14 protein-coding genes are annotated in these 20,709 nt (G+C 45.8%); 9 read left to right on the forward strand and 5 right to left on the reverse strand.

The genetic code is table 11. The features are described 5' to 3' along the window. Positions 1–631, forward strand: a 631-nt coding sequence (locus DXD25_RS03655) for an Rpn family recombination-promoting nuclease/putative transposase (RefSeq protein ID WP_233522179.1), incomplete at its 5' end; no start/stop codon positions are given. A 197-nt stretch (positions 632–828) separates the two neighbouring features. On the opposite strand, the gene DXD25_RS03665 is transcribed toward DXD25_RS03655, so the two are convergent. The 3 genes from DXD25_RS03665 to DXD25_RS03675 form a co-directional block, all read right to left on the reverse strand. Continuing rightward, on the reverse strand, positions 829–2,283 hold the full coding sequence (locus DXD25_RS03665; protein ID WP_117661837.1) for an ATP-binding protein: 1,455 nt from the start codon (positions 2,281–2,283) through the stop codon (positions 829–831). A gap of 142 nt (positions 2,284–2,425) precedes the next feature. Continuing rightward, positions 2,426–4,432 carry an alpha-glucuronidase gene (locus DXD25_RS03670; protein ID WP_117661838.1) on the reverse strand — a complete coding sequence of 669 codons (2,007 nt, stop codon included), beginning with the start codon at positions 4,430–4,432 and terminating at the stop codon, positions 2,426–2,428. A gap of 83 nt (positions 4,433–4,515) precedes the next feature. Further along, complete coding sequence (locus DXD25_RS03675) at positions 4,516–8,436, reverse strand: two-component regulator propeller domain-containing protein (RefSeq protein WP_117661839.1); 3,921 nt, start codon at positions 8,434–8,436, stop codon at positions 4,516–4,518. 249 nt (positions 8,437–8,685) lie between these two features. Here DXD25_RS03675 and DXD25_RS03680 point away from each other — a divergent pair, with 249 nt between their 5' ends. From DXD25_RS03680 to trmB, 7 genes are all read left to right on the forward strand, one after another. Then, positions 8,686–9,891 carry an SGNH/GDSL hydrolase family protein gene (locus DXD25_RS03680; protein WP_187360427.1) on the forward strand — a complete coding sequence of 402 codons (1,206 nt, stop codon included), beginning with the start codon at positions 8,686–8,688 and terminating at the stop codon, positions 9,889–9,891. A 12-nt stretch (positions 9,892–9,903) separates the two neighbouring features. After that, positions 9,904–11,307 carry an MFS transporter gene (locus DXD25_RS03685; protein WP_117661840.1) on the forward strand — a complete coding sequence of 468 codons (1,404 nt, stop codon included), beginning with the start codon at positions 9,904–9,906 and terminating at the stop codon, positions 11,305–11,307. Positions 11,308–11,338: 31 nt separating this feature from the next. After that, positions 11,339–12,463: an endo-1,4-beta-xylanase gene (locus tag DXD25_RS03690; RefSeq protein ID WP_117661841.1), complete on the forward strand. Its 1,125-nt coding sequence runs from the start codon at positions 11,339–11,341 to the stop codon at positions 12,461–12,463. A gap of 61 nt (positions 12,464–12,524) precedes the next feature. Beyond that, complete coding sequence (locus tag DXD25_RS03695) at positions 12,525–13,481, forward strand: glycoside hydrolase family 43 protein (RefSeq protein WP_117661842.1); 957 nt, start codon at positions 12,525–12,527, stop codon at positions 13,479–13,481. A 245-nt stretch (positions 13,482–13,726) separates the two neighbouring features. Then, a complete protein-coding gene (locus tag DXD25_RS03700) occupies positions 13,727–15,127 on the forward strand; it encodes a DUF5687 family protein (RefSeq protein ID WP_117661843.1) in 1,401 nt (466 codons plus the stop codon). A 48-nt stretch (positions 15,128–15,175) separates the two neighbouring features. Further along, on the forward strand, positions 15,176–15,883 hold the full coding sequence (locus DXD25_RS03705; protein WP_117661844.1) for an ABC transporter ATP-binding protein: 708 nt from the start codon (positions 15,176–15,178) through the stop codon (positions 15,881–15,883). A 108-nt stretch (positions 15,884–15,991) separates the two neighbouring features. Next, positions 15,992–16,762, forward strand: coding sequence for a tRNA (guanosine(46)-N7)-methyltransferase TrmB (gene trmB / locus DXD25_RS03710; protein ID WP_022121261.1), 771 nt, complete (start codon positions 15,992–15,994; stop codon positions 16,760–16,762). A 131-nt stretch (positions 16,763–16,893) separates the two neighbouring features. Here trmB and rhuM read toward each other — a convergent pair whose 3' ends face one another. Then, positions 16,894–17,322 carry a RhuM family protein gene (gene rhuM / locus DXD25_RS17095; RefSeq protein ID WP_255415678.1) on the reverse strand — a complete coding sequence of 143 codons (429 nt, stop codon included), beginning with the start codon at positions 17,320–17,322 and terminating at the stop codon, positions 16,894–16,896. 529 nt (positions 17,323–17,851) lie between these two features. On the opposite strand from rhuM, the gene DXD25_RS03720 reads away from it, so the two are divergent. Beyond that, positions 17,852–20,203, forward strand: coding sequence for a glycoside hydrolase family 3 protein (locus tag DXD25_RS03720; RefSeq protein ID WP_117661852.1), 2,352 nt, complete (start codon positions 17,852–17,854; stop codon positions 20,201–20,203). Positions 20,204–20,474: 271 nt separating this feature from the next. Here DXD25_RS03720 and DXD25_RS03725 read toward each other — a convergent pair. Beyond that, positions 20,475–20,709 (reverse strand): TonB-dependent receptor (locus DXD25_RS03725; RefSeq protein ID WP_147327840.1); only part of this gene is annotated, 235 nt, incomplete at its 5' end.

The raw sequence follows: 20,709 nt of genomic DNA on the forward strand, positions 1-20,709 counted from the left end.
GCTCTATGGAGTAGCCAAAGCCATTACAGAGCATATCAATCTGGGAAATACATACAAAGAGGTGAAGAAAGTATATTCCATCAGCATTCTGTACTTTGATCTGGGAAAGGGATCAGACTACATCTATGTGGGACAGAACAATTTCGTGGGCTTGCATACCCAAGACCATCTTGTTATCAGCACCAAGGAGAAAGATACGATAGTAAGGAAATCGCCTTCAGAGATATTCCCAACTTATATTCTAGTTCGAGTTAATGAATTCAATAAGGTAGCTAAATCACCATTGGAAGAATGGGTTGAATACCTGAAAAATGGAGTCATCTCGCCAGACACCCAGGCACCAGGTCTGCAGGAAGCTCGTGAGAAACTGAAATACTATTCCATGTCGGATGCAGAACGTTATGCATACGATGAACATATCAATGCCATCATGATTCAAAATGATGTTTTGGGAAATGCAAGATTGGAAGGTATGGAAGAAGGCAAAGCTGAAGGTCGTGCTGAAGGCCGTGCTGAAGGTCGTGCTGAAGAGAAAAATAACATTGCCCGCAAAATGCTGGCTAATGGATTGAGCATAGAGCAGATTGCTTTAATTACTGGTTTGACAGAGCAGGAAATTAAAGGACTATAATATAATAAGGTGTATCCTTCTTGCCCCATACATCGGGCAAGCGGGGATACACCTTTTTCTTTTTATCTCCCTCACTCTCAAACATTTTCCAATAATTCCTTGCATCTTTCAGAAGGAAAGCGTATCTTTGCATATGAGAAGCTGCACTCTTTTTTATATTACGTCCAAGAAAGTGTTTTTTATAACCCCAAATTATGTTATGCAAACAAGTCATCCCCTGTTACTTGTCTTGTTATTTTTCTTGCATACATATTATTATATAGTCCGTATGGAGTGATGAAGGTAGGGATGAGGGTCTTGTTAGTCTTGGTCACTTTCTTGAATATGTTAAGGCGGTGCATGAGATGGGCATCATATGCCTTGTTGATTTCATATTCTCCCTGACAGTATTTCATCTCGCAGATGGAAATGGACTTGTCGGAGCGGTCTATCAATAAGTCTATCTGGGCACCTTGTTTCAAATCCTCATCGGCATCCTCGTCTGCCAATGTCTTGCTGGTAGGGCGATACGACCAAGCGCATGGGATGTTGATGCAACCATCTATGCCAAGGGCTTTTACAATATTGTTGATGTGATGAAGGCAAGTTATCTCGAAGGCATGGCCACACCATGAGGCATACTCGCTGGTTGATTGCATCTTGATCCAGTAGTCGTCAAAGAATGTACCTTTGTTGTGCATGAATTTGAAGTAGAACAATGTGAATGGGTCTATCAGTTGATACATACATTCCTTTTTGGTCTTTCCAAAAGGATTGTAACTGCGGATGAAGTCGCACTGCTCCAGTTCCTTTAGCATGCTCGTAAACCTACCGTTGTTGGGAAGATGCGTAGCATCCAAGAGTTCTTGTCTCGTCATGCCTTTGCCCTTATCTTTCAGTGCCGTTACGATTGCTTGGTAATTGTCTGCTTTCTTGAATAAAGATTTGAAGAGACGTTCGAATTCTTCTGTCAGTTCGCCACCACGTGTAAAGCATAGTTGCTGGATATTTTGTGCCACGCTCTTGTCGCTTTCAAAGAGGGAGAGATAATAGGCAATTCCACCTACAGCCATGAAGCATTCGATGATTTCTGGTCGCTCATAATTGAATCCCTGTGCCTTGAAATAGTCTTCTACTTCTCTCAGGCAGAAAGGTGAGAGAAGGATATTGTGCGTAACACGATTGTGGAGACCGCCATGAGAGTTGATGACATTGTCTATCATCCAGGTAGTGGCACTTCCGCAGGTTATCAACTTGATGTCGTTGCGATAGAAAGCCCAGTCGTTCCAGAAGTGCTCCAAGACACTGATGAAGTGAGAGGAACGAGTGTCAAACCATGGAAGTTCATCGAAGAAGATGACCTTCGCGCCTTCCGGCATATTTTCTATAGCCTTTTGTAATAATCTGAAGGCTTCTTCCCAGTCTTTAGGCATTGTATCCACATTCATTTGCTCAAGGAGGGCAAAGCCAAAATTGGTGAGTTGTTCCTTGGTAGAGACATTGTCTTTGCCTGTAACTCGGAAGGTAAAACGTCCCTCAAACATTTCCTTGATGAGAAATGTTTTACCTACACGTCGTCTGCCGTATATGGCAATAAACTCCGATTTACGACTAGAGATGTAGTTCTCCAGCTTGGATATCTCTTGTTCTCTTCCGATGATGTTCTCTTTCATATCAGTCTTTTTTTGCTTAAAACTGTCGCAAAGTTACAAAAAAAATGAGATTACGACAACTTTTTAGCGAGAAAAGTGTCGCAATCTCATAAAAAATCTGAGATTACGACACTTTATCATTACTTTCCTGCGGGTTCTACTATTACTTATCTACTGTAGAAGATACATAGTTCTGGAAATACTTGAGGCAGGTATTGCGCCATTCCTTGGCGTTTTCCAATTGTACATTGAGTAATGAATCGGTATGTTGCCATTCCTGTTCATGCCCCTTCATATACTGTTTGGCTGAGGTGTGCCAGAAGTCGCGATATACTTCAACCATCGCTACACCCATGTTGTACTTCATGCAGAGCTCCTGCCAGAGGGTGCTTCCTGATTTCATTTTGTAATTCCAAGCTACATGATGGAACCATAGGAGATATTCTTCTGGGCAAGTCTCGATGTTGTCATACAGACTGCGATATGGCTCCGGATACTGACCTACGGCATCTGTACCTTTGGATGAGCGGTCGAAACCGATACCCTTGGCATCTGCCTTGTGATAATAAACAGGGCACCACTCCAATGGATAGCTGGCGATGAAACCATCCGGTTCCGGACCGTAGTGGTGATCGAACTTGAAGATATGGTGTAAGCCCAATGGCATCATATAGTTGACGCAAGCCTCACGTGAGGTCATCATCATCATCTCCACAGGTTTGGTGAACTTCTCGTCCTGGTTTTCGTAGGTTTGTACGAGCCATTCATGAGCAATCTCTTCGGCGCTGAGCGAAGGATTCCATGCCAGGCGACCGAAGGCATACCAGTTTGCCTGTGAGAAAGGATGACCGCACCAGTTGGCATCATCACCGATATTGGCTACACCTGAGATTCCAACCAGTTTGCTTGGATTGACGAATCCGAAGAATTCCTTCCACATCGGGGCGAGATAGGTGAGGTGTTTAGACTGTCCGAGATATTCCTGGGTAATCTGAAGTTCTGCTATCTGAGGTGTCTGTTTGATGTTGTCGAAGATAGGAGCGTATGGTTCACGAGGCTGGAAGTCGAGCGGACCGTTCTTTGACTGGAGAATTACATTGTCACGGAACTTTCCATCCATCCCTTTGAATTCGCTGACAGCTTGCTTTACACGGTCTTCTCCCTTATGGTTAGCACCATATACAAAGCTTCGCCACATGATAATGCCACCGTATGGCTTCACGGCATCGGCAAGCATGTTGGCTCCCTCGGCATGAGTGCGGTGGTAATCGCCAGGACCAGGTTGTCCTTCAGAATTAGCTTTTACTAGGAATCCGCCAAAGTCTGGAATGGCAGCATAAATCTCCTTTGCTTTCTTCTTCCACCACTGTTGTACCTTTTTATCCAATGGGTCTGCAGTCTTGGTATAGCCCAATGCCATAGGAGAAGCAAAGTTGATGCTGAGATACACTCGGATGCCGTATGGACGCAGGATGTTGGCGATGACCTTCACCTTATTAATATATTCTGCCGTCATCATCTTTGGCGATGCATTTACATTGTTCAGTACACTTCCGTTGATGCCGAGCGATGCGTTGGCACGGGCATAGGTGATGAGACGGTCGTGAAGACTCTTGCTGATGCTGCCACCCTTGCCGTTTTTGCCGAGTTTGATTTCTTCCCATTTGAAGATGCTCTTGCCGGCATAGCCACGTTCGATGCTGCCATCGAGATTATCCCAATGGTTGAGGATGCGGAGACCCACTTGTGGTTTCTCGGTTTCATCTATAGCTTTACTGAAGTTCTGTTGATTGCCGCTACCTGTGTTGTAGGCATCGGTGTTCTGAAGTCGAATCAGCTCGTAGGCACCATAGAGCAAACCGATAGGATTGCTGGCGGTGATGGTTGCTTCGTATTGAATGTTGTCGCCTTGCTGTGCAGGACGGGCATAGAGGTGATAACCCTCGCCAAGATTCAGCGTCTTGTCTATCTTCAATTCTACATTCTTGCCACGCCAGTTGTTCTCCAACTCCTGCTTGGCAATCTTGGCTGTTGCATCATCAGGCAACTGTGAGATGACTTGGCATGAGTTGGCATACTGCTTTCCTAGCCATAACTGTGAGCCATCACTCTGTGCAGAAACATGGAGTGATGTAAGTACCGTAAATAAAAAAATAAGGTATTTCTTCATATCTTTGCAGATCGTTAGTTTGTATTATTATTGTTTCTGCTGCAAAGATACGAAAAAATACCTTATTTTCTTTTATTTGTTGTTTATTTCTCATTTCTCTTTGTTTCAGCATATTCACTTGGTGAAATGCCATAGTGCTTCTTGAACACTGTAGAGAAGTGAGTCTGGTTGCAAAATCCTACGGAATAAGCTACTTGCGTGATGTTGATCTGCCCTTCTTCAATAAGACGTGCAGCTTGTTCTAATCGTAAGTTACGGATGAATTCACCGGCAGAGACACCTGCTATTTCTTTCAGCTTACGGTGCAGTTGGGCACGGCTGATGCCTACATTTTCTGTCAGTTTCTCAACGTTGAGGTCAGGGTCGGCGAGGTGCTCGTTCATATATTTCATCACTCTTTCCATGAGAGCGTCGTTATTGCCCTTTACCTTTATCTGCTCAATCTTAGCCTTCTGTCCCTGCGCACCGCTGTATTTGCCACGGATGCGTCGGACATTATCTACCAGATTGTCGATGAGAATATGCAGCTCTTCCATATTGAAAGGTTTAGCCAGGAAGGCATCGGCACCTTTGCGCAATCCCTCTAGTCGATTCTCTACCTCGCTCTTGGAGGTGAGCAGGATGACTGGAATATCGCTTACGTTAGAGTTGCCTTTAATCTTCTTGAGCATGGTAATACCATCCATTTCCGGCATCATCACATCGCTTATCACGAGATCATATTTGCCGGTGAGCAACATCTTGAGACCTTCCTTGCCGTTGCTGGCATGTTCAAATCGGTACCAGTCGCTCAGTTCGGTCTTGATATAATGGGCAATCTCAGCATCGTCATCTACTATCAGGATATTGAAATTGCGGTTGGCTTGCGTTCTTTTACCGGTGGATTCGATGCTTCTGTCCTCTTCCTCGTTGAGAATCTCTTCTGGCTTCAGATGTTCCTTGCCCAGCGGAATGGTTACCTCGAAGCAGGAACCCTTGATGCCATCGGTGCGGTTGTATGCCTTGATCTTGCCTCCGTGCATCTCTACGAATGCCTTGCAGAGGTTCAGTCCTATGCCGGTGCCTTCGATGTGAAGGTCGCTGCTGTTGTTGCCCTGGTAGAACCGGTCAAAGAGTCGGTCGGTCTTCTCTTCCTTCAGTCCGATGCCGGTATCCTGTACCTTGATGATGGCATTCTTCTCGTCCTTGCCCATGATGAGGGTGATGGTGCCGCCATTGAAGGTATATTTCATGGCGTTGGAGAGCAGGTTGGAAATCACCTTGTCGAAGTTGATGCGGTCTATCCATACAGGCAACTTGCCATTGGCATCGTTGAGGCTCGCATCTTCCTGGAGCGAGAGTGCGATGTTGCGCTCTTCTGCATTGAAACGGTAGAGCGATATGATGCCGTTCAGGAATTCCCTGAGCTGGGTTTTCTGACAGTGCAGATGCATCTGGTTTTTGTCTATCTTTCGCTCGTCGAGTATCTGGTTTACCAGAAGCAGCAGGCGCTGGGCGTTGCGGTCGATGGTATCGATATCCTGTTTGCTTTCGGCATCCGTGATTCTTGTCTTCAGCTTGTTGAGGGGTCCCATAATCAGTGTCAACGGTGAACGGATGTCGTGGGTGGCATTGATGAGGAACTGCATCTTGGTTTCCTCCAGGTCTTCCTTGCGATGGCGCTCATATCGGTAGATGATATACAGGATGATGCCTGCTGCTGTCAGGAAATAGAGGAGAAATGCCCAGGTGGAAGCATACCAAGGGTCGCACACCTTGATGTGGATGATGGTAGACTTCTTGGAGAAGTTGCCATTGCTCATGGCTCTTACCTCCAGGGTGTAGCTGCCCGGTTTCAACTTGTTGAATGATACTGCGTTGGAGCCTTCGTTGGTGCTGTTCCATTTTCCCTCGTTGATACGATATTGGAAGCTGATGTTGTCGGTGTTCCTGTAGTTGAGCAGCGAGAACTCCAGCGTGAACGAATTCTCCTCGTATGGTATAGTGAACTCATCCGTCAGACAGTTGATTGGCTTGCCGTCGATGATAAAGTTGGTGAGGTGTACATCTCCCAGTTCCATCTTCTTGGCTCTCACTCTTCCTGGGTAGAAGGTGGTGATGCCGTTGCTTGTTCCGAAGGCGATGAGGTCGCTGGCGGTATGCATGGAGGAACCCAGCACGTATTCACGGGTGGTGAGTCCGTTGCCATTGATGTGCCCGATAAACTGTCTGTTCTTTTGGTCATACTGCCAGATGCCCATGGTGGTGCTTATCCACAAGTCGCCCTGATGGTCTTTGATGATGCTGCACACCTGCTTTCCCTTCAGAACTTCGGCGTGAGGGAAAGCAAGGGGCTTGTTGTTCTTTCGGTCGAAAAGATAGAGTCCTTCTTCCGTTCCGATAATCATATTGCCGTTCTTTCCTTCGCAGATGCCATTCGCCTGTCTGTCTTTCAGAATGTTATTCCATCCGAAGTCCTTGAAGCAGAGTGTCTTCGTGTTGAGGCAGGAAACGCCATTTGAAGTACCTATCCACAGATGACTGGTATGGTCGAATGCCATGCTGCGCACCCAGTCGTTGCAGAGGAATCCCTTGTTTCCTCTCTGTCGCATATTGAGCACGGTAACCTTTCCGCTTTCCACATTATATATATATAGGCCCTTACTATATACTGAGATATAGAGATTGCCCTGATTGTCATCTGTCATGCAGTAGATACCTGCGCTGGTAAAGGTGAGCTTTTCCTGATAGGCTCCCGTATGCGGATTGTAGCTGTAGAGCGCACTTCCGTTGCTGATCCAGTATGCACCCCGGCGGTCTTTGTAGATGATGCAGGTGCCTGCTGGCGAGGTAGGGTGGGCGATAATCTTTCCTGAAGCATCAAAACAGAATACGCCACTGTTTTGCACCGTACACCATGTTTCGCCATTCTCGCCAGGGGCGATGGAAGAAACGCTGCTGCCGATGATGTAGTTCTGTGCCGAGAAACTCCAGCTGCTGAAGGCTTGCTGGCGCTGGTTGAGCAGATAGAGACCTTTCTTGTAACAGCCTATCCAGAGATTGTTGTCCTTGTCTTCGATGATATCGTTGACGAAGGCGGTGGAAAGATTGAAATTGCTGTTGCTGTTTTCCAGCTGTTCCACCTTGTTGCTTCCCTTCTTGATAATCAGGGCTCCATGTTCAGAGGTGCTGATATAGAGGTTGCCATCATGGTCGAATGTGGCATTGTTGATGGTTACATGATTCTTGAAAGTACCCAGGTCGTAACCGGCATCGGCTATACGCCCCGTTCGATAGTCATAGTAGATGATGCCATACATGCAGACGATGAGCATGGCTTGCGGGCGATGTTGGATGAATGCCACAGGGGCTCCGTATGGCGATTTGAAGTCTTTGCGCTGCACCTTGCCTTGCTTCTCGATGAATCGGGTGAAGGTTGACAGGTGACTGCTCTGCCAGAGATAGTGGTGCTTGTCTTCGTAGATATGGGTGAAGAATACATCCGAGTCGCGCTCGGCGTATGCTCTTTCCCATCTGATGGTGAATCTGTTGTTTGCCGTTTTTTCTATGCCGTTGTTCTTCACGGAGTAGAGACCGTAACCTGCAGTGCCCAGCAGGATATCGCCGCGATGGCTTTCTACCATCGAATAGATGCGTGGCTTTCTGCCATCAGGAAACTGGAGACGGGAGAAATTGTTCGTCTCATAATTATAGCGCATCAATCCCTTGGCGCAACCAATCCAGAGGTTACCTTTCTTATCTACCAGAAGGTCGGAGATAATATTGTCGGTGATGGAGGTTGTGTCTTCTTCGTTGTGCAGATAGTTGGTAAAGCGGTAGCCGTCGAACTTGCTGAGTCCGTATTCCGTGCCCACCCAGATATAGCCATACTTGTCTTGCACAATACAGTTGATAAGCGAACTGGATAGCTTGCCCGAAGTGAAGAGTTCACCACTGTCGGCCCATACCATAAGCGATAGGGCGATAGCGAAGAGTGCCGTGAGGCAATGTCTGATATGCTTCATATTTTTTGTCCGTTTCTTATTTAAATAGGTTATTATGGCTGCAAAAGTAACAAAAAACAATGGAAGAAACAAATTCTAATGTAACAATATGTTTCGTTTCTTTTTGTTTCTTTATCTTTTTGTGCCATTTTTGTGAGTATGAAACAAATAGAAAAGTAATGGTAACTATAAAATACCTGTTATTTCATAATTTATTAGTAAATTTGCATCGTCAACAACAATAGAAACATTAAAGGCATCATAATAACAATGAATAAACAAGCTATAAAAATCTTATCTTTGGCACTCGTGTTGGCAGCGTCAAGTTCTGTAGCTTTTGCCCAGAAGGTGTGGAAAGGCTCTTGGGCTACTGCAGTGGAATGGACTGGCAAAGGAGATATGCCTAAGGAAAGCTTGAGCAACCGCTCTTGCCGACAGGTGGTTCATGTTTCCTTTGGCGGAGAGGAACTCAGAGTGAAGCTCAGCAATGAGCAGAGCAAGGAACCGGTGGAAATCAAATCGGTGTATATTGCAGATACAGATGTTCCTAGTAACTGGGGAATTCAGACCAAGACGGTGAAGTATCTTAAATTCAGAGGTAAGAAGAATGTGACCATTGCTCCTGGAAAGGCTATCTTCTCTGATGATTTGAAGTATGCCTTGAAGAGTGGTCAACGCCTTACGATTACCATCGATTATGGCAAGCAGACTCCTGTGAATGCAACTTCTCATCGTGGTTCACGTACCACATCTTATATTGTTAGTAATGTGAAGGGCAAGGCGGTGAAGCCAACGGATGTTGCTTTCGATAAGCAGGAGAAGGCTGACCACTGGTATAATCTTTCAGCCATTGATGTGAAGACCGATAAGACTACCCCTGTGGTGGCTATCCTCGGAAACTCTATTACCGATGGCCGTGGAAGTACCACCAACCATCAGAACCGATGGACCGATTTCCTCTCGGATGCCCTGAATGCAGAGAAGCCATACGGTGTATTGAATCTCGGTATCGGTGGCAACTGCGTGGTGCAAGGCGGATTGAGCGAACCAGCTATGAAGCGTTTCGACCGTGACATCCTGGGACAGACAGGTGTGGATAAGCTCATTATCTTCGAAGGAACCAACGATATCGGTTGCTGCGGAGGAAATTATGAACATGTAACAGATACCCTGATTGCCTGCTACAAGGTACTGATAGCAAAAGCCAAGGCTAAAGGCATCAAGGTGTATGGCGGAACCATTACCCCAACTAAGGGCAACGGATGGTATTCCTTCTGGCATGAGGCAATGCGCCAAACCGTGAACGAATGGATAAGAAAGAGCGGTGCCTTTGATGATGTCATCGATTTCGATGAATTAACCCGTGACCCGAAAGACCCTCAGCGCCTGAAGGCTGAATATTCAGACGACTGGTTGCATCTCAACCCTAAGGGATATGAAGCTATGGGCAAGTTTGCCGCAGAAAAATTGAAATAAAAGAATAAAGATATGGAAAAGAATTCACAGGAATCCCAGGGATTCTACAAATTGAGTTGGTTGCAGCGCATCGGATTCGGTTCTGGTGACTTGGCACAAAACCTCATCTTCCAGACAACATGTATGTACTTGTTGTTCTTCTATACCGATATCTATGGACTCGATGCAGTTGACGTTTCCGTGATGTTTACGGTAGGAAATGTTGCAAATGTGATTTGGGACCCTATTGTAGGTGCCCTTATAGATAAGCACAATCCTAAGTTGGGTAAGTATCGCTCTTATCTGGTATTCGTAGGAATCCCACTTTCGGGCTTTGCCATCCTCTGCTTCTGGAATGGTTTTGCACCATCCCTGCTCTATGCCTATATCACATACATTGCCATGACATTGCTCTATACATTTATCAATGTACCTTATGGAGCCTTGAACTCATCGCTGACTCGTGATACCGATGAAATCACGGTGTTGACGTCAGTTCGTATGTTTATGGCAAACTGTGGCGGTTTGGCTGTAGGCTCAGGCCTTCCGTTGCTCATCGCATACTTTACCGACCAGCAGTCGGATGGTTTGCCTAAGGATCCGGTGGCTTGGTTTACCACCATGACCATCTATGCCGTCATTGGTTTGTTGTTGCTCCTCTTCTGTTTCTCACAGTGTAAGGAGCGTGTGGTAATGAATGCCGAGGAGAGTGCCAATGTGAAGATAAGCGACCTTTGGATGGAATTTTTCCACAACCGTCCTTTGCGTATCATAGCCTTCTTCTTCATCACCGCCTTCGCCATGATGTCTATCGGCAATGCGGCAGGAGCTTACTTCATGAACAGCAACCTTCACGGAACCTCCGAGCAGCTTTCCATCTTCATGGGTTTGGGTTCGGCACCATCGTTCATCTTCATGCCACTGGTGCCTATGATTAAGAAGGCAATCGGCAAGAAGAACATGTTCTATGTGTTTCTGGGCATCGCCATCGTGGGTATGGCATTCCTTTATCTGGTAGCAAAGATGGAGCAGCCAAGTATGATGCTCGTCTATATCGCCCAGTTTGTTAAGTCAACGGGTGTTATTGTAGCTACGGGTTATATGTGGGCTCTTGTTCCTGAGGTTATCTCTTATGGAGAGTATAAGAGTGGCAAGCGTATTGCAGGTATCGTGAATGCCTTGACGGGCATCTTCTTCAAGGCGGGTATGACCTTGGGTAGTGTGGTGGCTCCAGCCATCCTTGCTTACGTGGCTTACAATCCGAAGGCCGTGGAGCAGACTCCTGAGGCTCAGGAGGGTATTCTCTGGTTGGTATGTGTCATTCCTGCTGCCTTGTTGCTGCTCGCCATCTTCATTATTTCGAAGTATGAGTTGACAGATGCGGTTATCGATGATATCAACAAGAAGATCGAGGCTCGACACAAACAGGGAAAGTAACATTTAAAAATGAGAAAAATATAAATTAGACATGAAGAAAATATCGACTTTTGCATTGGGCTTGATGCTTGCTTCGGCAGCATTTGCCCAGAAAGGCAATAATAATACGACAATCCCAACATTCCAGGAGGCCATGGGCAAGTACTTCCTGGTGGGTGCAGCCGTTAATACTTCTCTGACAGACGGACAAGACCCGGCAGGTGAGGAAGTAGTGAAGAAACAGTTTAACCAGGTGGTTGCCGAGAATTGTATGAAGGGCGAGGAAAATCATCCGGAGGTGAATCGCTTTGATTTCACCGATGGCGATAAGCTGGCTGACTGGGCAGAGAAGAACGGAAAGACCTTGATAGGTCATTGCCTGGTTTGGCACTCTCAGCCACCTAAGTGGATGTTTACCGATGATAAGGGTAATCTGGTAAGCCGTGAAGTGCTCATCGGCAGAATGTATAATCACATCATGAATGTGGTTACTCATTATAAAGGTAGAGTAAAGGGATGGGACGTTGTGAACGAAGCTTTCGAGGATGATGGCTCTTACCGCAAGTCTCTATATTATAAGATTATCGGTCCGGAGTTCATCGAACTGGCTTTCCGCTTTGCGCATGAGGCTGACCCTAACGTAGAGCTTTACTATAATGATTATTCTACTTCGAAGCCAGCTAAGCGTGAGGCTATCTGCAAGCTGGTTCGCGATTTGAAGGCGAAGGGTCTCCGCATCGATGCTGTAGGTATGCAGAGCCACAATGGTTTTGATTATCCTGATTATGCTGAGTATGAGAAGAGCATCGAGGCTTTTGCAGGTGAAGGTGTCAAGGTGATGCTGACTGAGCTGGATATGAACATGCTTCCTAATCCGGAAGGATTCGGCGGTGCGGAAATCAGTCAGAAGTTTGAACTTCAGAAGAAGTACAATCCATACGTGAAGGGACTTAACAAGAAGGCACAGAAACTCTTCAACCAGCGTTATCTCGATCTCTTCAAGATTGTAGAGCGTCACAAGGAGGTCATCAGTCGTGTTACCTTCTGGGGTGTCAACGATGGTCACTCTTGGTTGAATGGCTGGCCTATCCCTGGCAGAACCAACTATCCACTGCTCATCGACCGCAACAACGAGGTGAAGCCAGTGGTGAAGGAAATCGTCAATCTCTTTAAATAAGATCTCTTCAAATAGAATCTCTTAAGATAATATCATCAATCTCTTTAAATATAAGATAACAATGAAAGCAAGATATTTGTTCCCAAAGGATTATATGGCAGATCCATCTGCCAATGTGTTTAACGGTCGTCTGTATGTTTACCCATCCCATGACTGGGACAGCGGCGAAAGCTTCGACGATGATGGCGGTCACTTCCAGATGAAAGACTATCATGTTCTCTCTATGGACGATGTGATGGAGGGTGAAGTAACCGATCATGGTGTGATTCTCGATGTGAAGGATGTGCCATGGGCTGAGAAGCAGATGTGGGACAACGATGTAGTAGAGAAGGATGGCAAGTACTATCTTATCTTCTCTGCCAAGGATTATAATGGCGTGTTCCATCTCGGTGTGGCTGTGGCTGATAAGCCTGAAGGTCCTTTCGTTCCGAATGCCGACCCTATCCGCAAGTCATACAGCATCGACCCTTGCGTGTTCAAGGATGATGATGGCAAGATTTACTGCTATTTCGGTGGTATCTGGGGCGGTCAGCTTCAGTGGTACAAGGACAACAAGGCACTGAAGGATGAGCATCTTCCAGAAGGCAAGGAGAATCCGTTGCCATCCCGTGTAGCCATGATGACTGATGATGTTCAGCAGTTTGCTGAGATGCCAAAGCCTGTTGTCATCGTTGACGAGGAGGGTAAGGTGTTGCCAGCCGATGATCCGCATCGCTTCTTCGAGGCTAGCTGGATGCACAAGTACAAGGGCAAGTATTATTTCAGCTACTCTACCGGTGATACTCATTATCTCTGCTATGCTGTAGGTGATAATCCTTATGGTCCATTTACTTATAAGGGTGTTATCCTGGAGCCGGTGGTAGGTTGGACAACCCATCACAGTATCTGCGAGTATAAGGGACAGTGGTATCTGTTCCATCACGACTGTGTGCCTTCAAATGATACAACCTGGCTTCGCAGCGTAAAGGTGGCTCCTCTCTTCTATGATGAGGAGGATAACATCTTGCCGGTAAAATAGAATTGTTTTTTAGGTTTTAATAGTTTTGGAGAATAGTTGATACATGAGTTAGTTTTAGTTAGAAACGAGCAGCATCTTCGGGATGAAGATGCTGCTTTTTTGTTTTTTTCTCTTATAACTTCTCAGTTCTTCTTGCAAATTGTTTCTTATCTAATGTTATTTTTAAGTTATTTCTTTCGTTTTGTCATAGATTTCTCAGTTTTTTATTTACCTTTGCATCCATAAACCAATGAAATGAAAGAATTATGTTGAAATTACTGTTAAGGTTATGGTGGCTGCAACAGCGCCGTAACTTCCGCAAGAGAGATGCCTTCGTGGCGTGCTACATCATCTTCCTGTATGTGATGGTGGGTGTGGGCTTCTACCAGGGCTTCACCGAGAGTGGAGGAGAACTGAAGGGGGAAGAAATGCCGGCATTGTTGGGTGCCGGCATCGTAATCGGCATGTTGATTCCAGACATCATCATGAAGATGGTGATGAAGAGGGACATTACGGCAATGGATGATTATGTGAAGTCGCGCCCTGTGCCAGAGAAAATCTGGAACAAGTTCCTGCTCACCACCAATCTCGTGAGCTTCTGGAACTATGTGCTTCCGGTTCTTACGCTTCCGGTGTTCATTTATCTCTTGCCGGCAAGTGAGGCTGTAGCCAGCTTCTTCCTGTTCCTGGAGTTCTCTTTTGTCAACGGCATCTACATCACCTGTTACCGTAAGGCTACGGAATGGATTCTGAAATGGCCTTTGATATTGGGATGGATGGGAATGTTTGCCGTGCTGATAGGATATATGTTTGTGGCTTCCTTCTTCCCGGTATATATGGGATGGATAGGTCTCTTCTTCCTAGCAGGAGCGGTATTCACGGGACTTACCGCTTATCTCTATCACGAAAAGATTTATAACGAGCAGAAGCAGAAGGTTTCCAAGTTCCGTGGATTCAGCCATATCAACCTCTTCAGTCTGCAATATATCGGCACGTTGAGAGCAAAGCGTGTCCGTACGATGGTGATTATGATTACCGCCATCTTCCTTTTCGATGCCTATCTCTTCGCCCTGGTGCCTTTAGAGCCGGGACAGGAGATGGGGGATAAGGTGGCTATGACTACCCTCTATGTGGCGGGTGCCATCCTGCTGCCATCGGTGGTATTGTCGCAATGGACCTTTGGTATTGAGGCAAACTTCTTCCATGGCTTGATGACCAAGCCGGTAAAGGTGAAGCAGATGCTGCAGAATTGCTTCTATTATTATATGGTAGTGAGTGCGATAGCCTTGTTGCTCACCCTTCCGTTCCTTTTCCTGGAGGCAGGAATCGGAATCCAGGTGCTCATCAGCGGTTTCTGTCTGGCGGTGTTCATCAATCTCTTTAATCTGCCTACAGCACTCTTCTCTTCCCGTCTGGAGATATTCCAGACTTCCATGTTCAGCATGCAGGGAGCGAATCTGAAGATCAATCTTTATTCCATCGCCTTCCTCTTCCCGCTGGCTGGCGTCGCTGCCATCTATCATTTCTTCGGTGAGACGGCATGGTTTATCACCTGTGTAGCGCTGGCAGTATTCAGCATCGCCATCCATAAATGGTTCATCGCCAAGATTGCTGCCATCTTCGAGAAGAACAAGTATAAGCGCATGGAGAAGTTCATGGAAAGCTAGGAGAGTAATCATAAAGTTCAATGTTCAAAATTCAAAGTTCAAAGTAAAATGATTAAGATTCAGAATCTCAAGAAGATATATAATGGCAATACCGTACTCGATATTGATAATCTGGGTGTTGCAAAGGGCGAGTTGATAGGACTCGTAGGTAATAATGGTGCGGGCAAGACTACTTTGCTCCGCCTGATTCTCGACCTGATTCAGGCTGATGATGGTTTCGTGGAAAGCAATGGACAGAAGGTGAACGAGAGTGAAACCTGGAAGGAATATACCGGCAGTTACATCGACGGCAGATTCCTCATCGACTTCCTCACCCCTGAGGAATACTTCGATTTCATCGCTGATGTCTATAACATCGACGATAAAACCTTGCAGGAGCGACTGGCGCAGTTTGAGGGCTTTATGCACGATGAAATCATGGGAACCAAGAAGTATCTCCGTGATTTCTCTCAGGGCAACCGACAGAAGATTGGTATCATCGGAGCGATGATCATCAATCCGAAGGTTCTTCTCCTGGATGAGCCATTCAACTATCTCGACCCATCTTCTCAGATGACTATCGCCCACATGATTCAGCGCATCTGCAAGGAGCAGGGCACCACGGTCATCATCTCCAGCCATAACCTCAACTTCATTGCCGACATCTCCACCCGCATCCTCCTGCTGGAGAAAGGCAAGTTGGTGAAGGATCTTCCTAATGCCGATGGTGCTGCCATCGCCGAACTCAACGAGTACTTCGGTATTCAGGCGGAATAGCTTTCTGGCGATTCTTTTTACGTTAATATTATACAATTTCTATTATACGATTTGTATAATTATCGGTAAATGATTACCTTTGTACCCAAACGAAGAAAAAATGAATCAATGAGCAAAGGAAAATTAGCTAAGTTTGCGGATATGGAGCGTTTCGAGAACGTGTTCCAGTATCCATATAGTGTTGTAGATGACGTGCCTTTCGATATGAAGGGCAAGTGGCGTGAGATGTATTTCCACAATGATAACCCTATCGTGCTGGAGTTGGGGTGCGGCAAGGGTGAATATACCGTGGAACTTGCCAAGCTCTATCCAGAGATGAACTTCATCGGTGTGGATATCAAGGGTGCACGAATGTGGACCGGTGCCAAGAAGGCGATAGAGGAAGGACAGAAAAACGTGGCTTTCCTCCGTACCAACATCGAGATTATCGACCGCTTCTTTGCCGAGGATGAGGTGCAGGAAATCTGGCTCACCTTCTCTGATCCACAGATGAAGAACCCTCGCAAGCGTCTTACATCTACTTACTTCATGAACCGTTATCGCCACTTCCTTGTGGATGGCGGTATCATCCATCTGAAGACGGACTCCAACTTCCTCTTCACTTATACTACTTATATGGTGGATGGCAACCATCTGCCTGTGCTCTTCCGCACCGAGGACCTCTATCATCAGGAGGGTATCGATGAGGAAACCCGTAAGATCCTCTCTATCCAGACCTATTATGAGAGTATGTGGATAGAGCGTGGCTTGAACATCAAGTATCAGAAGTTTGCCTTGCCACGTGAGGGCGAGCTGGTGGAACCTGATATTGAGATTCCGCTGGATGATTATCGCAGTTATCGCCGTGATAAGCGCAGCTCGAAAGATACTGCGAAGTAAGTTATCGCAATATATATTTAAAACCGCACAATAGCTGTTGTGCGGTTTTTTAATGGCAATTCTTATTGATTGTCTTTGTTAATCAAGTTGACGACTACTTTTACCATTACATCTTTTTCCTCAGTTCTGCTTTAATCATATTTGTCGAGAGTATCCAGGGCATAAACATAGTCGCTGATGACATTGAATAGTCCGTTATATTCACCTTCTGAAACCTGATCTTGTAATGTAATCGCACGTGACATCAAACGAACCACTTCTTTCAGTTCGTTGTAATTGTCTAGGCGTTTCTGGTTGATGGCATAGCCCTTGATAATGTATTGCTTCAAGATAGAATTAGCCCATTGACGGAATCTGGTGCCATTGATTGACTTTACACGATAGCCTACGGAGATAATGACATCTAGGTTATACATTGTTGTTTCGTAGGTTTGGTCTCCGTCAATACCCATATGTGCAAATTTTGCACATGTGATATTTGGGTCGAGTTCACCTTCTTTGAAACAGTTATTGACATGTCGTGAAATCACAGTTCTGTCACGGCCAAACAACTCTGCCATTTGGCTTTGTGTAAGCTAAACGGTATCATTTTCTAATTTTACATTCAGCTCTATGTTGCCCTCTGGGGAACGATAGATTTCGATGGAAGAATTTCTCTGCTCCATACCTTTCATTATTTAAATGTCCTTACTCTAGTACCCAACTTTTGGATAATTCAGCAAAGATACGATAATTGTTTGATTCCTACAAGGTTTTCTAGTATTTTTTTTCTTCTTTTTGATGAAACTTGCGAAAGATTGAAATGGAAGGAATGTTCTGTCTTTGATTACTTCCAGATTAAATATCAGGACTAGCTTTAGGTTAGGGATATGTATAGTATGTTATTCTCTTACTATATCTTTTGTTAAATCCAGGAATAATCTTGTTGAATTCAAGAAAAAAAGGTGGAAATGCTTGGTGTTTCCACCTTATTTTATTAAATTTGCAGCAAGTTTTTGAAGAAATGCAGTATTCTCAGGGACTGCATGGAACTGACGAAACGACTAAAAGAACAGAAAAGTAATAACTAACTAAATAAACGACAAAATGATGAACTACAAGAAATTGGCTCTTACCGTTGCGGCAGGAGCAATGGCAACTACAATGATGGCGCAATCTGCACCAAAATTGAATGCCAACAACATCGACGAAGTAATCAAGGCGATGACCTTGGAAGAAAAAGCCCAGATGCTGGTGGGCGGTGGTAACGATGGATTCGTGGGCAGCGGTGCTATGCTCGGACATCAGAAGAAGTTCGTGCCGGGTGCTGCGGGTACTACTGTAGCCATCCCTCGTCTCGGTATTCCTACTACCGTACAGTGTGATGGTCCTGCCGGTGTTCATATCGATGCTCATCGCGAAGGTGACAGCCGTAGCTATTTTGCTACCGGTTTCCCTATCGGAACCTGTCTGGCTTCTACCTGGAACACCGACTTGGTACGCAAGGTGGGTGAGGCTATCGGTAACGAAACCCTGGAGTATGGCTGTGATGTTGTGCTCGGACCGGGTATGAACCTGCATCGCAATCCGCTCTGTGGCCGTAACTTTGAGTATTATTCAGAAGATCCAATCGTAACGGGTCTTATCGGAACCGCCTTTGTACAGGGTGTGCAGAGCCAGGGCGTGGGCGTGAGTGCCAAGCACTTTGCCGTAAACTCTCAGGAAACTGACCGTACCAAGGTGGATGAGCGATTGAGCCAGCGTGCTCTCCGTGAATTGTATCTGAAAGGTTTCGAGATGATGGTTCGCAAGAGTAATCCTTGGACTATCATGTCTGCCTATAATAAGATTAATGGTGTGTATGCCCAGGGCAACAAGGGTCTCCTTACAGATATTCTCCGCAACGACTGGGGATACAAGGGAATTGTAGAGACCGACTGGATTGGTAAGCGTGCTGACCTTCCGCTGGAACAGGAAGTTGAGGCTGGAAACGACCTGATGATGCCGGGTTATCCTGCACAGGTGCAGGATATTGTTGATGCCGTAAAGAATGGCAAGCTGGATATCAAGGATGTGGACCGCAATGTTCGCCGTATGCTCGAATATATCGTGAAGACTCCTCGATTCAAGGGATATAAATATAGTGGTGAGCCAGACTTGAAGGCTCATGCAGCCATCACCCGTCAGAGTTCTACCGAGGGTATGGTGCTCCTGAAGAATGATGCCGCTCTTCCTATCCAGGGCTTGAAGACCGTGGCACTCTTCGGTGTCAACTCTTACGACTTCATGTCGGGTGGTCTTGGTAGTGGAGCCGTTAATGTAGGCTATTCTGTAGATATGGTTACCGGTTTGAAGAATATCGGTGTGGCAACTACTCCTCAGCTTACGGAAATCTATCAGAATTATGTGAAGTATGCCAAGGCTAAGTTGAAGGCAGACAAGAATCCGATGATGTGGTTCCTGGATCAGGGACAGCCAAAGCTCGATGAAATCGAGATTACCGAGCGTTGTGTAGCCAGCGAGGAGCCAAAGGCAGACGCTGCCATCATCACCATCGGCCGTCAGGCAGGTGAGGGTATGGATCGCCAGATTAATGGTGAGTTCAACCTCAGTCAGATAGAGCAGGATATGATTTTCCGTGTATCTGATGCTTTCCATGCCAAGGGCAAGAAGGTGATTGTCATCATCAACTCTGGTTCTGTGATGGAGACAGCCAGTTGGAGAGACCGTGTGGATGCTATTCTCGTAGCTTGGCAGCCAGGTATCGAGGGTGGTAACTCTGTAGCTGATATCCTGACCGGTAAGGTGAATCCATCGGGTAAGTTGACCATGACATGGCCTATCGCTGCTACCGATCATCCATCTACTGCCAACTTCGCCAAGGATTACGATATGTACACCTACAAGAATCTGCAGGATTGGAGCAAGGGTAACATCAAGGGTTACGACTATAGCAACCAAGAGGAGGATATCTATGTAGGTTACCGCTACTTCGACACCTTCAAGAAGAATGTGGCTTATCCATTCGGTTATGGTTTGAGCTATACTACCTTCGAGTTTGGCAAGCCATCAGTCAAGGCAAAGGGCAACAATATCGAGGTTAGCGTAACTGTCAAGAATACCGGTAAGGTTGCCGGCAAGGAAGTTGCTGAGGTTTATGTTACCGCTCCAAAGGGTGCTTACGAGAAGCCAGCCAAGGAACTCAAGACCTTCGGTAAGACCAAGTTGCTGAATCCAGGTGAGAGCCAGACTTTGAAGATGACACTTGAAAAGCGCGATCTTGCCAGCTTCGATGAGGCCAACAGCCAGTGGAAGGTAGATGCAGGTAACTATCTCTTCAAGGTAGGTAGCGATGTAGAGAACATCAAGGGTACTGCTACTTTGAAGGTGTCTGAATACACCGAGAAGACAAGCAATGCCTGCGCTCCTAATGTTCAGTTGAACTATCTGAAGCAGAAGTAGTCTATGTAAATAATATTCTAGAAAGAGACAATCTAGAAGAAATGCCCGTAAAATGGGGTAAGAAGAGATTGAAAATTTTCCCTTAAGGATTTTTATTTTTTTCCTTAAGGGAAAATATATTTTTCCTTAAGGAAAATAAAAACTTCCCTTAAGAGATATTTTTCACCACATTTGGTCTGTAAAGTTATTTCTTTGTAAATTTCGCAGCACCTATTTTCCTATCCTCAAAAGCAAAGAACTCCCGTCTCTTTTCTGAGATGGGTATTTTTGTTTAGAAGGAATACTGGGCGGAAATCATCAGTTCGCGAGGGCGAAGATAATAGCTGTCGGTCAATGTACTGATGCCGTTATAGATGGTTTCCATATAGTTCTTCTTATTGAATAGGTTTCGAAGCTCTGCAGAAAGGCGGAGCTTTTTCATTCTCCAAACTGCCGAGGCATCGCCAAGGAGGGTGTTAAGGTGGCTGCCCTCTTGCAGCTCATTGTGATAATGTACGAGCGAGAAG

The organism is Prevotella sp. TF12-30 (assembly GCF_003436715.1).
Taxonomy (GTDB): Bacteria; Bacteroidota; Bacteroidia; order Bacteroidales; family Bacteroidaceae; genus Prevotella; species Prevotella copri_A.

What these genes read in the sequence shown, in the direction of transcription:
- DXD25_RS03665 (WP_117661837.1), bottom strand. Translation starts at nt 2,283, where the DNA reads ATGAAAGAGAACATCATCGGAAGAGAACAAGAGATATCCAAGCTGGAG.
- DXD25_RS03670 (WP_117661838.1), bottom strand. Translation starts at nt 4,432, where the DNA reads ATGAAGAAATACCTTATTTTTTTATTTACGGTACTTACATCACTCCAT.
- DXD25_RS03675 (WP_117661839.1), bottom strand. Translation starts at nt 8,436, where the DNA reads ATGAAGCATATCAGACATTGCCTCACGGCACTCTTCGCTATCGCCCTA.
- DXD25_RS03680 (WP_187360427.1), top strand. Translation starts at nt 8,686, where the DNA reads ATGAATAAACAAGCTATAAAAATCTTATCTTTGGCACTCGTGTTGGCA.
- DXD25_RS03685 (WP_117661840.1), top strand. Translation starts at nt 9,904, where the DNA reads ATGGAAAAGAATTCACAGGAATCCCAGGGATTCTACAAATTGAGTTGG.
- DXD25_RS03690 (WP_117661841.1), top strand. Translation starts at nt 11,339, where the DNA reads ATGAAGAAAATATCGACTTTTGCATTGGGCTTGATGCTTGCTTCGGCA.
- DXD25_RS03695 (WP_117661842.1), top strand. Translation starts at nt 12,525, where the DNA reads ATGAAAGCAAGATATTTGTTCCCAAAGGATTATATGGCAGATCCATCT.
- DXD25_RS03700 (WP_117661843.1), top strand. Translation starts at nt 13,727, where the DNA reads ATGTTGAAATTACTGTTAAGGTTATGGTGGCTGCAACAGCGCCGTAAC.
- DXD25_RS03705 (WP_117661844.1), top strand. Translation starts at nt 15,176, where the DNA reads ATGATTAAGATTCAGAATCTCAAGAAGATATATAATGGCAATACCGTA.
- trmB (WP_022121261.1), top strand. Translation starts at nt 15,992, where the DNA reads ATGAGCAAAGGAAAATTAGCTAAGTTTGCGGATATGGAGCGTTTCGAG.
- rhuM (WP_255415678.1), bottom strand. Translation starts at nt 17,322, where the DNA reads ATGGCAGAGTTGTTTGGCCGTGACAGAACTGTGATTTCACGACATGTC.
- DXD25_RS03720 (WP_117661852.1), top strand. Translation starts at nt 17,852, where the DNA reads ATGAACTACAAGAAATTGGCTCTTACCGTTGCGGCAGGAGCAATGGCA.